Source organism: Methanococcus voltae PS, from assembly GCF_024807035.1.
GTDB lineage: Archaea > AGJL01 > Methanococci > Methanococcales > Methanococcaceae > Methanococcus > Methanococcus voltae.
In genome coordinates, this window is the sequence record NZ_JANUCQ010000001.1 from 218,050 (window position 1) to 234,475 (window position 16,426).

The window sequence follows — 16,426 nt, forward strand, 5'->3', positions numbered from 1 at the left end:
TATATATAAAATATAATATAATATTGTATTATTTGGGTTATTATTAATTCGTAATTTAATAAACTAATAATTAATTTTAATTTTAATTTTAATTTTTATGGAGGAGAGAAATTGGGATTTGGAGACGATTATATTATAAATCCTTTGAAATATGCCTTAAGTAATATTAAAGCACTTTTAATATTCGCAATACTAGAATTTATACCACTTGCAATGTTTTTAATAATGTTGGTGGCCATAGTGACCCCATTTTCCCAATCTGCATTTGATATGGGTCAAATGTCACCGGAATCTCTCATAATGTTGATGTTTTCATTAGGTGTCGGTTTTGTTATTTTCCTTTTTATAGGAATTATAATCGATTTGATAGTGTCTATATTTTTAAATGGATATATTATGAAAATATTGAGCACGACAATCAATGGAGAACAGAAATTACCAGAATGGGAAAATTGGAAAGAATTATTTTATAAGGGCTTCGTATTTTTCATAGGTACTGTAATTTTAAATCTGGTATTTTTCTTCATTAACATGGGTTTTGGAATTATAGACTATATGAGCGTATTTTTCTTCTCATATTCTGATATGGGAATATTTGCGTTATTCGTTTCAATAATAGTCTTTTTCTTCAAACTTGTACTTTCAATAATCCAGGCAATATATACGCCTCTAGCTCTTTCCAACTACGCGTATACTGAGGAATTCAAAGGATTTTTTGAAGTTAAAAAAATATTTAAAATGATGAGTTTGAATTGGCTCGCCGTGTTAATTGTAGCAGTCATAGTGGTTTTAATAATCGAGTTACCTTTATATGCCTTGATAGTTTTTGCAATAATTTTCGGAATTATAACAGAAAGTGTTACATTGGCAGTTGTTTTGGGTATAGTGGGCATACTTTATGCTTCAATAACTTTGCCATTAGTTTCAATATATATGTACCGGTGTTATGGAACTTATTATAAAAAAACAAATGAAGAATTAGAATATTGTGATTTGAAAGAATAAGTTTTAACTCTCGTATATTATCCAAAAATATTTAAAATATTTAAAATATATAAAATATATAAAATAACTATGGAATGTCAAATAATTTTATAATTTAAATTCTCCTTTTTCAATTCTTTTTTTAAGCTCTTTTGAAAGTGCTAACGCTCTAACCCTATCAGATTGACGACAAGTAATTGGAATACCTCCAATAGTATTCATATTCATGCTATAAACACCTTCATGACATACTGTGGCACAAACACCACAACCAAAGCAATCTTTTGAAGGAATGCCATTTTCAAGAGCTTTAGTTGGACACAAAGCTACAGCTTCACAAAACTTACTTAGTGGTATTATTCCATCACGATGCTTATTTTCAGTACATTTGGTCAAGTCGACTTTTGGTCTTAAATCAGTATTATTCCAGGCTTCGCCATAGCTAGCTTTTTTGATTAGTTCACGACCTAATACGTTTGTAAGTGGTAGTACTATATCATCGTCAATAGTCATGAGGTATTCTTTATTTTTATCGTTCATTTCAATCGGTACTGCAACCGTATCGTAAATTTCAGCTCCTGCAGAAGTATGGAATCCGCCAATATAGTAATCATCCATATTGTGCATATCTGCACTAATCATCAAATTCGGCTTTTCTGCTGAATATCTAGTACCATATCCTAATATAAGACCCTCAGAACCATTTAGCAGGATTTTTTTTCCGAATAAGTTTGAATATTCTGTTTCCATATTCTGAAGAGGATTGTACTCCCCACAGCCTGAAAATGAAGCTTCTCCTTTTTTCAAAGCAACTCTGTGGAATATTGTATTAACTGGTTCACCTAGGTTTGTTAAAGCAACGTAGTTTTTAAAAGCCATCCTAGTACCTATAAGCTCCGCAGTAGGTATATCTGACAATGTCAATGTTTTTTCATAAACTACATTATCGCAGTAAGCTTTAGCCACTACTTCTTTTCCAGCTATTAAATCTTTAAATAAAAATCCGCCACCATAATCTTCAGTATGGGTTGTTCCATTCACGGTAATATCCACGCTACCTAAATATTCGTTAGGGCAAGGGCCAACATTACAGTTAATACCGTTCAATGTGAATTTCTCCGCTTTTCTAAATTTTTGACCCATAGGAATGTGCATTATTGCCATTGTACCGGACATTATACCGCAAGTACCACAAGTAACGACATCTACTTCGTTAATTTTGTCCTCTTCATTATTTTTTACCATTTTTTTTAATTCTTCGACTGTTACAATAATTTTTTCACAATTTTCCATTTTATCATCTTTTCTGTTGTAATAATATCGTAAAATTATATTATTATTTGTATATTATCCAAAGTTATAATTATTAAATTATTATTTATAGTATTGAATTTATATGATAGTATAAATTATGAGTATTTTTATTAATATAATAATGGTGTAATAATGTTAGAGCCACTAATGTATGATATAGGAAGAATTTGCAAAGAAACAATTGAAATTGAAGGCGAAAAAATAGGTGTAACTCCTAAAATAATTGATAAAAATTATTTAAAAAATGGATATAATGGCAGTAACGATAATGGTGCTATTTTAAAAGTTCCTTTCGATTGTCCAGAGCCTTTAAAAAATACAATTTTATCAATAAATACTGAAAATAACAGTAAAATACAAATAATAGATTTTGGGAAGACCATATCTAGTTTGGAAGATATTGACCCAAATAAAGAATTATACGTTATAACCGATATCGTACAAATGATATCTAGGAAAGAATTAATAAACATAATTCCTAAAATAAGGGAAAAGATTTCCCCAAATGCCGGAATATACGTACCAAATGTTTTACCTTCTCAAGTACCGTTACTCGTTTATATGGGTGTAGATTACTTTGATTACGGGGCTGTGGATTATTATTCAGTAATGGGTTACCAATTATCAAAAAATAGGCAATACACTACTTCAGCTACCAAAAAGGAGTTAACAAAAAATAATGAAGATAAAGATAGTATTGGCTTAAAAATCCACAATAGGCAAGTAATGGATTCAATAATTGAAGAAACACTCTATTGTATTGAAAATAAAAAATTAAGGAATTTGGTCGAAGAAACTACAATTTCTGACCCTTATTTAAGAGCTAATTATAGAAGGTATGTACCAGACCTTAGAAATATACCTCTTTCCACGGAAAATAAGTTAATTGTAACAATGGATGAAGTTAAAATACCTGAGGTAAAGAAATACATTGAAAGGGCTGTTAATTACACCCCATTTAGTAATTTAATAGTTTTATTACCTTGCTCTTCAAAAAAACCCTATTCAATGTCTAAATCACACCAAAAGTTTATTGGAGCTATTAATTCTATAAAAACACCTGTAGATGAGTTAATTTTAACATCGCCTTATGGTATAGTGCCAAGAGCTTTGGAATTATGTGTAAAATATGATATTCCAGTAACTGGCGAATGGAGTGCAGATGAAATCGACTTTATAAATGAAAATCTTTTAAAATATTTGAAAAATGCAAAAGATAAATTTTCCAATGACGAAACCAATAAAAAAGGATTAAAAATAGTTGCACACTTGCCAGAACATTATTTAGAAATATTAGACATGGAAAAAATAAATTTAGTATTGGATGATATGGATGAATTTATAATTTCATCAATAGATGGAAATCCTACTACAAACGATTCAATTTCAAATTTAAAAGCAATTTTAAAAGATTTAGAAATAAAAAATCGTGAAGAAAGAAAATTAAGTGCAATGGCTAGAAAAGAAGACGAAAAAACAAATGAAAATGTAGATAATGATAAAAACGAAGTTGAAAAGCCTTTAAGATTTACAAGAAGGGGACAAGTTATTCATAACTATCAAGAGCTTGCAAAATTCCAATTTGGTAAGAATTTCATACCAAATGACGTAGTAGTCAAAGGAAAGCATAAAAAATTCTTTATAAAGCAAAATGGTAAGGAAGTTCAAATATGTACTCTAAATGACAGAAAAGGGCTTTTTGTACTAACTGTTAACGGCGGGGAATTGCTAGGTAAAGAAAACTGGGTAGAATTAAATTTCAAAGCTAAAAAAGGTTCTTTATTTGCTCCAGGGTTTAAAGATGCACAGAATATTATTTCGGTAAATGATGAAGTTGTAATTTACTATGACGATAAGTATATTGGCGTTGGTAGGGCGTTAATGAATGCTTCGGAGATGAAAAAAGCAACAAGTGGCATACTTTTAAACATAAGACACGTATTTAAGTAAGTAATGGATTATTGTTTCTTAATACCAATATTTATTTACTAATAATTTTATTTTTTAGCTAAACGCCGAATTAAATGCAAACTAATAAGAATGGTAATACAAATAATAAGAATATTAATAAAATTTAACCATCGATATAATTATAATACTTTAAGTCATAAACTAAAAGTCAATAATTGTAAAATTTATAATGTATGAGCCAAAATATTAGAAATTTTAACCTACTTTTAAAAAACAAGTATTAATTAATATATTTATAAACATATAATAATTAATAAATTAAATTTGTAATTTTAATCAATTTATAATTCAATTTAAAAATGTGACACTATGGTTCAATTTAATTCAGAATTAAAGAAACTAGCTGAGCTTATTTTATTAAAAGACCCACAATATGAGAATTCAGAAAATTTGAAGACTATTTTTAAAAAGTATATAAATTTGTACAATGAAATAGAAATATTGGAGGAAACTTTAAATGATTTGGACATATGTTCAATAAATATGTCACAAATCCAGGTTTTTAACGAAGAATTAAGAATTTATGCAAAAATGGTTGACGAATTAAAAGAATATTTAAGAAAAATAAATAGGGACCATAAACTTTATAATTATGCAGAAATAATGGAAACTATTAATAAATTAAAAGATTTAAAAGTAAATACGAATGATGAAGTTAGATGGGACTTATACAATAGATTAAGGGGCTTAGAAGAAAACTTTCATAAGGTAGAAAGAGATTTAGAACTAAATGTTTTAAATTACGCACTTTGTAATACAGACCTTGATTTAAAAATATTGGAATATCCTACTAAAGACATATTTGAACTATTAAAACAAGAAATAACTTCTTATTTAACCCAGAATATAGAATAATTAAAAATTAATTTTACACAGGATTAACTTATACTTATTTAATTATTTTTCTATTCTATAGAATCAAATTATATTAAATTTTAAGTATGATGCTTCTAAAATTTTTATGGTCAAATATTCTATTTTTAATTTATAGTTTTAGTTTAAAAGAATAGTAATATTATTTATACGTTTAGTAATATTATATAAAAATTAATCCTATAAAAATTAAATTAATATAGTATGACAAATTAATGAATACCATTAAATATATTAGATAAAACCTATTGTAACATTAATAGCGTTAATAGTTCAAACAATGGTCTTAATTATTTAAAATTAATTATATCGGTGATATTATGAATGTTTCATACAAGAAAATAATTGCAATGGTCGACGAACAACTTGATTTAGTGGAATTAGTGGAAGAACATCCATGTCCAAGTGGTTCTGAATGGATGATATATCAATATAGCCGTACATCTCCAAATATACTATCTGCTTGGAGAGATGGTAACAAACATCACTACGTTTTTAAATTGGGAAAAGGAGATTTAGAGTTGGTTCCTTCATTATCTGCAGCAGGTATTGAAAGCATCTCCCTAAAAGATGAAGATGTAGAAATAACATATGCTGGATTAGCAGGTGCGGGTGTAGGTGTAGGTTTAAGGAAAGAAGCTGAAAATGTAACCTCTACAAAAATACTCGAAAAAGGTGGGGGCTCCAAATTAGGAAAAGGAGTTTTAATCACCCCTAAAATGGAAAAAATAACTGTAGGTATTGACGATACAGATACAAAGGAAGAGGGAGCAACCTGGGTATTGGCAAATGAAGTTGGTCAATTAATTCAGCAAAAAGGTATGGGTTACTACTTAGACCACACAATAACCCAACTATTCCCTGGAAATCCAAATAAAACACAAAATTGCGTATCTATTGCTTTAACATTTGCAGTTTATCCAAAATACAAATACGAAATCGGAAAAGAAATTAAGAAAATCTTAAAGGAAAAAACTCTTTCAAATAAAACCTCAATAGCAATTTACTTTGGCATAACACCATCTAAAAGTATGAGACTATATACTTTAAATGCAAAAAGAGAAATGGTTTCAATTGAAGATGCTAAAATGGTAGCAATGAGAAATAATATTGATATAATCGAAGTTACTGGCGATGGTGGAATTATTGGCGCTGTAGCAGCTTTGGGTTTATCCGAAAATCATGATATGGCAGCTAAATTACCAGAAGACATTGTTTATAAGCATTAATAGATATTGCCAAATATTTTAACATATTACATATTACTAATTATATTCATTTTTATAATCAATTTTTAAAACCAATTTTTAACTTAAAATCTTATTTTTTTATATTTCACTTTTTTTACTTTTTAATTTCAATATTCTTAAATATAAGTTATTAGAAATTGTTTAGAAATATTATATTTAAAATCGATTAAATATTGGTAAACTTAGAATTTATTTAGTATCTACTTAGTATTTAACTAACATTAACTAACATTTAACTAATAATTATGGTGAAATTATGATAACCCCTTGGGAAGTTACGGATGATGTAAATTACAAAAATATAATGGAAAATTTTGGAATAAAGGGTATTGAGGAAGCAGTGGCTAAATTAGAGGAACCTCATCAATTTATGAATCGAGGAATCATTTTTGGTCACAGGGATTTTGATAAGATAGCAGACACCATAAACGAAGAAAAGAAGTTTGCAGTAGTTAGTGGTATGATGCCATCTGGAAAAATGCACATGGGTCATAAAATGGTCGTAGACCAGCTAATATACTACCAAAACTTAGGTGCTGAAATTTACATCCCTATCGCAGATTTAGAAGCGTACTGGGCAAGAGATTTAAGCTTTGAAACAACAAAAAAACTTGCAATAGAGGAATACATTGCAAATTATATTGCATTAGGTTTAAATCCTGAAAAAATAAACGTATATTTACAATCTAAAAATGAGGGCGTAAAAGATTTAGCACTTAGATTGGCAAAAAGAGTAAATTTCACCGAAATGAAGTCAATATATGGTTTTAAAAATGAAACAAATATTGGGCACATATATGCACCATTAGTTCAAGTTGCAGACATTCTTCACCCACAAATGGTAGAAAATGAGAAATTGGGCATAACTGGTAACAAATCAAAAGTACCTGTGTTAGTACCCGTAGGAATTGACCAAGACCCACATATAAGGCTTACAAGAGATATTGCCAACAGATACAAAGACTTTAAGTTTATACCTCCTGCATCAACCTACCATAGATTTATGACTGGTTTACTGGGCGGTAAGATGAGCTCTTCAAAGCCTGAAACAGCTATCTATTTAACTGACGAGACTACAAAATCCTTTAAAAAGAAAGTAATGTCTTGTAAGACTGGCGGTAGAGAAACTTTAGAAGAACAAAAGGAAAAAGGCGGAATGCCTGAGGAATGCGTCATTTACGAAATCTGTGCATATCACTTTATGAATGATAAAGAATTAAAAGAACTGTACGAAGATTGTAAATCTGGAAAATTAACTTGTGGAACTTGTAAAAAACAGTGTTACGAGAAAGTTTCTGAGTTTTTAACAGATTTAAAGGAAAAAAGAGATAATGCAATGGAAGTCGCTCAAAAAATATTAGAATAATATTTTTTAATAGATATTATAAAAAGAAAAAAGTAATCTATAAAATGTAATATGTAAAAATATAAAAAATAAAAAAATAAAAATATACCTTTTTTTATATATTTATTAATATAAATTTATTGACAATGATATTTTATTTTGATAATCTTGTAATCATAATTTTAATTTTAAAATTATATAAATTAGTGTAGGGGTAAAAATGGAATCTGAAAAAAACCTTAAATTAAAAATGGAGTCACCACAATGGCATTATAGTATGTTAGTAGATGAAGAGCGAGTTTCTGTATTTCACGAAGCGATTATTGATACTGTAAAAAAAGATGATTTAGTGTTTGATTTGGGCACTGGAAGTGGCGTTTTGGCAATGTTTGCAGCAAAGAGTGCTAAAAAAGTTTATGCAATAGAATTAGACCCTATCACTGCTTATTACACTGATAAAAATATCAAGGGAAACGGTTTTGAAAACATAAAACTTGTAGAGGCAGACGCAAGTGAATATTCTTTTAAAGACAAAAACGGAAATCCTGAAAAAGCAGACGTTATAATCGCTGAAATGTTAGACACTGCATTAATAACCGAACCACAAGTCCCAGTTTTAAATGAAATACATAAAAAAGGACTTTTAAAAGATGAGGGTACTTTAATCCCTGAATCGGTTTATAATACGGCTCAGGTTGTTGATTGTAGGACTAATCATATTTACTATGACGAGGAAGTTATTTCAAAACCGGTCTCTGACGAAAAATTATATAGTCGGATTAACTTCTATAAAATAAATGACCCTAAGGTTTCATATAATATCGAATTTACATTATTAAACGACTGTAATAACGCAGGTTTACGATTAAATACATATACTAAATTAAAAGATGGTCTTATTGCAGGTGCAACTCCAATGTTAAACCCACCTTTGATAGTTCCTTTAAATAAACCACTTAAAAAGGGTACTTACACATTCAAAATCTCATATATTATGGGCGGAGATTTCGAAAACGTGAAACTAAGTTTGGAGTAAAAATTTATAGATTTTATTTATTTTTTATTAAATTTTATTCTTTATTTTATTCTTTATTTTTTATTTTTATTTAATCCTACTACATTTTAATTTAAGTTTATTTTTATTTTTAATTTTTATCCTGTGGAGTACCTAATATTATAAATAGTTTTAATAAATATTGTAATATACTTAATAATTAATTATTTCATTTATGACTTAGAATTAGGTTTATTCATTACTACTCAATTATTTTAAAAATTGATTAAAAATTTCAATATAACTCTTAGTATGTATTAATCATATTACGTTACTTAAAAAGGAGTACGATATTATGTACAGTAATTTAATGCACCCGACAAAGTCTATAAAATACGAAAAGTCAAGATTACTAGATGGTAAAACTATATTGGTGGCAGTTACCTCATCTATAGCAGCTATAGAAGCACCAAGATTAATGAGGGAATTAATGAGGCATGGTGCCGATGTAGAGTGTATATATACGCCCGAAACTGAAAAAATAGTCGGAAAAGCTGCACTAATGTTTGGTTGTGGTAATCAAATATATAGTGAAATAACAGGAAATATTGAACACGTAGGACTCTATCACCATTGTGACGCAATGGTAGTTTATCCAGCTACTGCAAACGCAATAAGTAAAATAAACTTAAGAATGGCGGACAATATTGTTACAACTACCGCAACAGTATTTTTTAATAAAAAGCCATTAATATTAGTTCCAGCAATGCACGAAAATATGGTTGACACAATATGGAAACATGTAAAACAATTAAGTGCTGAGGAAAAAGTTTACGTGACAAATTCTAAGATGGAAGAAGAAAAAGCTAAAGTTTTATCAATCTATGAAGTTTCCAAATATATAATTGATATATTTAATAATAAGGAAAATAGCGAAATTATATCGGAAAATTCGGATGAATTGGAAACTTTAGATAATTTAGATGAAAATAAAATAGAATTAAATTCAAACATTGCTTTAAAAGTTAAAAATAAAGTAACGCCTAAAAAGGATATTTTAATTTTAGGTGGCAGTACTGTAGAATTTATTGATAAAGTAAGGGTAATTTCAAACTTATCGTCGGGTAAGACTGCTAAATCCTTGGCAGAGGCTTTTTGTAAAGCAGGACACAATGTAAAAGTTATAATGGGTAATGGTATTGATATGCCTTATTATGTGGATACTATTAAAGTTACATCTGCTAAAAATATGCTTGAAAAGGCTTTAGAACATGGAAAACATTCAGATATCATAATTTCATGTGCAGCTATTTCAGATTATACTCCTTATGAAGAAATTGAGGGTAAAATAAATTCTGATATGGAAGAAAAAACCATAAAACTTGTAAAAACGCCAAAAGTTATACACGAATTAAAAAAGAATTATCCTGATAAGATAATCATTGGTTACAAGGCAGAATATAATTTAAAAAAGTCTGAATTAATGGAAAAAGCATTAGATAGGCTCTATAAATATGGAATAGATGTAATTATTGCAAATGACCTTTCAAAACATTATTTTGGTGATGATTATAACGACGTGTTAGTAATTGACACTTATAATACAAATGGAGTTAATTTAAAAGGTTCTAAAGATGAAATTGCTTCAAAAATTGTAAAATATATTTCTAAATTTTTATAATAAAAGTTAAAAATAACTAAAAATAAATAAAAATAACTAAATTAAATATCTATATTTAAATTTTAATCTATTCGTATTATAAATTACTTTTAAATATGAGTACAAATTAGTATAATATGGATAAAAATAATAAAATAAAGATAATTATTTAACTTTATTCGATTAATCATTAATCATTAATTAAATAATAAATAATATATTATAATACTGGTGATGATATGTCAAAAATCCTCATTACTGACGCTTTACACGAAAACGCAGTTGACATTTTAAAAGCAGCTGGTGACGTGGAAGTGGCAACCGGATTATCTGTAGAAGAATTAAAGGAAAAAATTAAAGACGCAGACGTTTTGGTTATTAGAAGTGGTACAAAAGCCACAAAAGAAATCATTGACGCAAGCGAGAATTTAAAAGTTATTGCAAGAGCGGGAGTAGGTGTAGATAACGTTGATATCAACGCAGCAACTGAAAAAGGTATCATTGTTTTAAATGCACCTGACGCATCTTCAATATCTGTAGCAGAGTTATTATTTGGTATGATGTTATCTGCTGTAAGAAACATTCCACAAGCTACTGCATCATTAAAAAGAGGCGAATGGGACAGAAAATCCTTTAAAGGTCTCGAAGTTTATGGAAAAACTTTAGGTATTGTAGGACTTGGTAGAATAGGTCAACAAGTTGCAAAAAGAGCACAAGCTTTCGGTATGCAGGTAGTAGCCTACGACCCATACATTCCTGAAGATGTAGCCAATTCATTAGGCATCGATTTAATGAGTGTAAATGATTTGTGCGAAGCAAGTGATTTTATAACCTTACACGTTCCTTTAACCCCTAAAACAAAACATATGATTGGCAAAGAACAGTTAGAACTTATGAAACCTAACACAATCATTATGAATTGTGCAAGAGGCGGTTTAATTGACGAAGAAGCATTATACGTCGCTTTAAAGGACAATAAAATTAGAGGCGCTGCTTTAGATGTATTTGAACAAGAACCACCTAAAGGAAACCCACTTTTGGAATTGGATAACGTTATTGGTACACCTCACCAAGGAGCTTCCACAGAAGAAGCACAGATAAGTGCAGGTACCATCGTAGCAAGACAGGCCATAAAAATCTTAAAAGGCGAATCTGCTGAAAACGTTGTAAATTTACCAATGTTACCATCTGAAAAAATGAATAAAATTAAACCATATATGATTTTAGCTGAAAAGATGGGTTTAATGGCTATTCAATTATTGGACCATACAATAGATAACATTGAAATTACTTATTTGGGCGATTTAGCAACAGAAAAAACTGAAATGATTAAAAGGTCATTTTTAAGAGGTATTTTATCACCTATCTTATTGGCAGGCGTAAACTTAGTAAATGCTCCTGTAGTTGCTAAAAACAGAAATATAAAGATTTCTGAAGGCACAATGAAGGAAAATCAATACGGAAACGCTTTAAAAATTGTTGCAAAAGGTAACAACGATGAAATTTCAATCATTGGTAACATCGTAGATGGTGAAGTTGTATTCAGAAAAATAAACGGATACGACATTGATGTTAAACCAGAAGGCGATTTATGTGTTATAAGACACATCGATAGACCAGGAATGGTTGGAAAAGTTGGTGTTTTACTCGGGGAATACGGAATTAACATTGCAAAGATGCAAGTTGGTAGAAAAGAACCGGGAGGTCACAGTATAATGATATTAGATGTTGACCACACAATCTCTGAAGACGTAATGTCTAAATTAAAAAGCATGGATAATGTAAGAACCGCAAAAATGGTTACATTATAAGAATATATTATAAATGAAATATCCCAAGTGAAATGATTATTTCTAAAAAATAATTTTTTTTATTTTTAATTTTTATATTATTTTTATTTTCTTCTAAAATAGCTAAAATTTATAAAAAATAGGTTTTAATTGTATTTATATAAAATATAATAGATACAATAAATATGTTATAAATGATTATGAATTATTTTTAATAATATTTAATATGCCCATTAATTTAAATTCCTAAGAATTTTTTAGCTCCTTGTGAACCGATTTGTAATTTTATAACGTTTAATAACTTTTTAACGTCTTCAACATTTTCAGCATCTTCTAATGCCCTTTTAAATGTTTCTTTTTTAGTTTCGTCTACTACCATGTTAACCATGTATTCAACAGTGGTTACCAATTCGATATACCTACTATCATTTTGTATTTGATTTTCTATATCGTCAATAGTTTTTTTAACAGTTTCTGATGCCAATCTATCACCAAGTTATTACATAATGTTATGACTTATCTAATTTTAACTATATATAATTTAATATTTGCTTTTAAACTTTAAAACCTTTTTTATTTAATTTTGGAATACTGAAGGATGATATATTAAACTAACTTAAAAAATATGCAAAATTTATAAAATATATGGATAAATTAATGAGTATCCCTAAAATAAATAAAGATAAATAAAGATAATTGGGAATAAAACATAAATAAGTAACAAAAGAATAATAATCTGATAAAAAATAAAATAATAGTAAAAAGTAAAAAACTAAAAATAAAAAGTAAATAAGTAATAATAATATAAAACTAAGAAATCTAAATAAAGATAAAGAACTAAGAAACCTAATTTACCTCGGTTTTATTTTTCTTTTCATTTTTCATTAGTATCATTTCACGCAATATCTTTGAAGCAGCAATTGAAGTAATCCCGCTCATATCATAAGGTGGGGACACTTCAACTACGTCAAAACCAACAACTTTGTCAAATATATCCCTAAATAAGTAAAGTGAATTTATTAACTCCTTAGTTGAAAATCCGCAAGGTTCTGGGGTTCCCGTACCTGGAGCAAATGCAGGGTCTAAAACATCGATATCAACGGTGATATAAATCGGTTTGTTGAATTCTGCAATTTTTTTAACATCTTCCACAGTTGGTAATTCTTGAGATATATTTATTCGTTCGTCGGTTCTTGCAAATTCCCATTCATCAGAATCTCCGCTTCTTATACCAAATTGGAACACATTTGAAACATGGTTTAAACTCTGTTTTATTACACAAGCATGAGATTGAGGATTATTATGATATTCATCTCTTAAATCACAATGTGCATCAAAGTGCACTACAATAATATCATTATATTCTTCAGCAACTGCTTTAATAACTGGATAACTTACAGAATGTTCTCCACCAATCATTACTGGTATTTTTTTATGTTCAAGCAAGTATTTGGCGGATTTGTACGTTCTTTTTATTAATTCGGATTGGCAACCGTCAATATCAACGTTTTTTGCGTCATGAACTTTTGCATATATTAAATCTAAATCTAACGTGGGACTGTACGTTTCAAGACCCCAAGATGATTTTCTAACTTCATCAGGTCCAAATCTAGCACCTGGTTTATATGATGTAGTAGAATCATATGGAATTCCAAATATTACGAAATCAGCTGTTTCAAATTCTTCATATGCACAAATAAATTGAGATAAATCTTCAAAATACAACTATATCACCGGAAATTTAATATTTTTGTATATTACATCTTATATATCATATTATATATTACATACCATATTATATTTTGTTAAAAATAGGTTATTTTCTTTGGCAATTAAAATTAAAAATAATATTTTATTATAAGTTAAATAATTCAAATAACTTATAATTTAGGTATTGTATGTATTTTAATACTTAGTTTATTATTTATTTTTATTTTTTACTTTAAATATTTTGGTGTAGCCAAAAATACTCCTTTATGAACTTCTTCATCATAGTATTTAGTTTCCATACCGTATTTTTCCATTTTAGCAACAATTTCATCGGAATTTGTTTCTAAAGGACTGTTTTGTTTCGATGCTAATGTAAAACTCCAAAATCCACTCGGGTATGTAGGGATTGAACACACCATCGGTCTTATAAATCCAAATCCTGCGTCTTTTAAGTGTCCTTTGATTTTAGAAATAAGAGTTTCATGTAATAATGGACTTTCGGTCTGTTGAACCATAACTCCGTCATCAGTTAAGCATTTATATAAGTTATTGTAAAATTCCATCTCAAATAAACCTGCTGCTGGTCCAACTGGGTCAGGACAGTCTACAATAATTACATCATATCTTTTTGCTGTTTTAGCAACGTCTGCAACGTATTTTATACCGTCTGTTACGATAACGTTTACTTTTTCATCGTCAATTTTACAACTTAAGGTAGGCATGTATTTTTTACAAGCTTCAATTACCATACCATCTAATTCTACAAAATCAACAGATTCAACGGTTTCGTGTTTTAAAACTTCACGAACTGTTCCTCCGTCTCCACCGCCAATTACAAGCACATTTTTAGGGTTTCCATGTGTAAATAATGCAGGGTGGGATATTAATTCGTGGTATATAAACTCGTCTCTTTCAGTTGTTTGATAAGTATTTTCTAATATCAAGGTTTTTCCGTATTCATATGTGTCTATAACTTGAATTTCTTGATATTCTGATTTTCCAACATATAATATATCCTTAATTTTTGTAGATAAGCTTAAATTTTCGGTTTGTGGTTCTGTGTACCATGCGTCGAACTTCATAATATCACCATATTATTGATTGTTAGTGTTCCATATTTTACTAATTTATATGTATATCAATTTAATTAATTTAAATTCAATGAAATCTGTTTATTAATATAAACAATGCTAAAATGGATAATAACTATAGAATAATTATAAATTAATTTAAGAATTAATGAATAACCGTATTCAAAGAATTATTCTACAATATTTCCTCTTTTAATATCCATAATATCAATATGGCTAGGTTTTAAGAATTCTTTTAATGTGGTGATAGTATCTTCAGGTTCAACGTGTGCGCCACAAGTAAATACATCCATAGCTGCATAGCCTAATTCTGGCCATGTGTGTATACTAATATGGCTTTCTGCAAGTACTGCAACACCGGTAACACCTTGTGGTGAAAATTTATGGGTTTTTACACATATTAATGTAGCCCCACAAGCTTTAACTGCGTCAATTAACATTTTTTCAATACCTGGTTGGTCATCCAGAGCTTCCTTCTCGCATCCCCAAAGTTCGAGGATGATGTGTTTTCCTAACTGTTTCAACTATCTCGCCTCTTTTAATTTTTAAAAGGTTAATATTGTTAGTATTGGATTTATTGATATTTGTTTTTTTATTGTGAATATCACTTAATTTCAAAAATTTGAATTTTCCGCCTGAATTAACTGATTTCGGTTGATTAAACAACATAGTTTCGAGTTCCTTTTAATTGGATTATTCATTTTTTGGATTTTTAACAGTAATTTAATTAAATTATAGTTAAAATTATATTATGTAGTTTTATGAATTTATTTAATCCTTATACAATTATAAAATATTTTTATTAAGTTATTTAGGCTTTATTGTTTTAATTTTTATTAAAGTTAAATAACTTAATTTTTTTATTATTTGTACCATAAAGCAGCAGCGGCGAATGCGCATCCTACTTTTTCAACGGTATGTTCAGCAGCAATTGATATGATTTCGTCAATTTCCCAGCCTCTCATTTCGAAGCCATCTTTTGCCATTTCTCTAACTGTGTCTTCTGCTTCTTTTTTGCCTCCAACACATTCGTATTCCATGATTAAACCGCATAATTCTTTATCTTTTGGTATAGCAACGCCAATGGATGCAGCAACTGTTTCTCCTTTAACGTCACTCATTTGGTATCCGTATGCTGTAGGTACTAAAGAACCCATAGGGAGTTCAGGTAATGGGATTACCTCAGCTTTTGGGGGCATAATACTGCTAATTCTTATTAAGTTAACGTTTGCGATACCTGACTCTAAAAGGCACATATCGAAAGCATTTAAAGCTATTTCAGCGTCTCCTTCACCAGCTACTAATGATATAGTATTTGGCGCGTTGAATGGGGAGTGTATTGCACTTGATTGCATCATATAACAAACACCTCATATTTTTTCATATTTTTGGCTATTTTTGTTTAGTTTTTTTTAAAATGTTAGTTAAAAAATAGATTATAAAT

Annotated in this window: 15 protein-coding genes; 8 read left to right on the forward strand and 7 right to left on the reverse strand. The window is 28.8% G+C overall.

The window, feature by feature from the left end:
- The first annotated feature begins 111 nt into the window (after nucleotides 1-111).
- Nucleotides 112-1,005, forward strand: coding sequence for a DUF4013 domain-containing protein (locus tag M2325_RS01075; protein WP_259050586.1), 894 nt, complete (start codon nucleotides 112-114; stop codon nucleotides 1,003-1,005).
- Between the two features lie 87 nt (nucleotides 1,006-1,092).
- Here the strand turns inward: M2325_RS01075 and M2325_RS01080 are convergent, their stop codons facing one another.
- The gene (locus tag M2325_RS01080; protein ID WP_259050587.1) at nucleotides 1,093-2,277 is read right to left on the reverse strand and encodes a methanogenesis marker 16 metalloprotein; all 1,185 of its coding nucleotides are present in this window, start codon (nucleotides 2,275-2,277) and stop codon (nucleotides 1,093-1,095) included.
- 153 nt (nucleotides 2,278-2,430) lie between these two features.
- Between M2325_RS01080 and M2325_RS01085 the strand changes: the two genes are divergently transcribed.
- The 7 genes from M2325_RS01085 to serA all read left to right on the forward strand — a co-directional run bounded on the left by M2325_RS01085 (nucleotide 2,431) and on the right by serA (nucleotide 12,202).
- The gene (locus M2325_RS01085; protein ID WP_259050588.1) at nucleotides 2,431-4,248 is read left to right on the forward strand and encodes a DUF5591 domain-containing protein; all 1,818 of its coding nucleotides are present in this window, start codon (nucleotides 2,431-2,433) and stop codon (nucleotides 4,246-4,248) included.
- Between the two features lie 330 nt (nucleotides 4,249-4,578).
- Complete coding sequence (locus M2325_RS01090; RefSeq protein WP_209590185.1) at nucleotides 4,579-5,124, forward strand: hypothetical protein; 546 nt, start codon at nucleotides 4,579-4,581, stop codon at nucleotides 5,122-5,124.
- 338 nt (nucleotides 5,125-5,462) lie between these two features.
- Entirely contained in the window at nucleotides 5,463-6,371 is a 909-nt protein-coding gene (gene mmp11, locus M2325_RS01095) for a methanogenesis marker protein 11 (protein WP_209590186.1), read from the forward strand.
- Between the two features lie 277 nt (nucleotides 6,372-6,648).
- A complete protein-coding gene (locus tag M2325_RS01100) occupies nucleotides 6,649-7,758 on the forward strand; it encodes a tryptophan--tRNA ligase (RefSeq protein WP_209590187.1) in 1,110 nt (369 codons plus the stop codon).
- Between the two features lie 199 nt (nucleotides 7,759-7,957).
- Complete coding sequence (locus M2325_RS01105) at nucleotides 7,958-8,773, forward strand: class I SAM-dependent methyltransferase (protein WP_259050589.1); 816 nt, start codon at nucleotides 7,958-7,960, stop codon at nucleotides 8,771-8,773.
- A 328-nt stretch (nucleotides 8,774-9,101) separates the two neighbouring features.
- On the forward strand, nucleotides 9,102-10,412 hold the full coding sequence (locus M2325_RS01110) for a phosphopantothenoylcysteine decarboxylase domain-containing protein (RefSeq protein ID WP_209590802.1): 1,311 nt from the start codon (nucleotides 9,102-9,104) through the stop codon (nucleotides 10,410-10,412).
- A gap of 218 nt (nucleotides 10,413-10,630) precedes the next feature.
- Nucleotides 10,631-12,202 carry a phosphoglycerate dehydrogenase gene (gene serA / locus M2325_RS01115; protein WP_209590189.1) on the forward strand — a complete coding sequence of 524 codons (1,572 nt, stop codon included), beginning with the start codon at nucleotides 10,631-10,633 and terminating at the stop codon, nucleotides 12,200-12,202.
- 217 nt (nucleotides 12,203-12,419) lie between these two features.
- Here serA and M2325_RS01120 read toward each other — a convergent pair whose 3' ends face one another.
- From M2325_RS01120 to M2325_RS01145, 6 genes are all read right to left on the reverse strand, one after another.
- Nucleotides 12,420-12,665: a hypothetical protein gene (locus tag M2325_RS01120; protein WP_209590190.1), complete on the reverse strand. Its 246-nt coding sequence runs from the start codon at nucleotides 12,663-12,665 to the stop codon at nucleotides 12,420-12,422.
- Between the two features lie 362 nt (nucleotides 12,666-13,027).
- Complete coding sequence (speB, locus tag M2325_RS01125; RefSeq protein ID WP_259050590.1) at nucleotides 13,028-13,906, reverse strand: agmatinase; 879 nt, start codon at nucleotides 13,904-13,906, stop codon at nucleotides 13,028-13,030.
- Nucleotides 13,907-14,118: 212 nt separating this feature from the next.
- Nucleotides 14,119-14,973, reverse strand: coding sequence for a polyamine aminopropyltransferase (speE, locus tag M2325_RS01130; protein WP_259050591.1), 855 nt, complete (start codon nucleotides 14,971-14,973; stop codon nucleotides 14,119-14,121).
- A 179-nt stretch (nucleotides 14,974-15,152) separates the two neighbouring features.
- Entirely contained in the window at nucleotides 15,153-15,506 is a 354-nt protein-coding gene (gene speD / locus M2325_RS01135; RefSeq protein WP_209590193.1) for an adenosylmethionine decarboxylase, read from the reverse strand.
- Nucleotides 15,442-15,651 (reverse strand): hypothetical protein, encoded by a 210-nt coding sequence (locus tag M2325_RS01140; protein ID WP_209590194.1) that lies wholly within the window; start codon nucleotides 15,649-15,651, stop codon nucleotides 15,442-15,444. The genes speD and M2325_RS01140 overlap by 65 nt, the downstream gene beginning before the upstream one ends.
- 194 nt (nucleotides 15,652-15,845) lie before the next feature.
- Nucleotides 15,846-16,340, reverse strand: a complete 495-nt coding sequence (locus tag M2325_RS01145; protein ID WP_209590195.1) for a pyruvoyl-dependent arginine decarboxylase — start codon at nucleotides 16,338-16,340, stop codon at nucleotides 15,846-15,848.
- Nucleotides 16,341-16,426 lie beyond the last annotated feature (86 nt).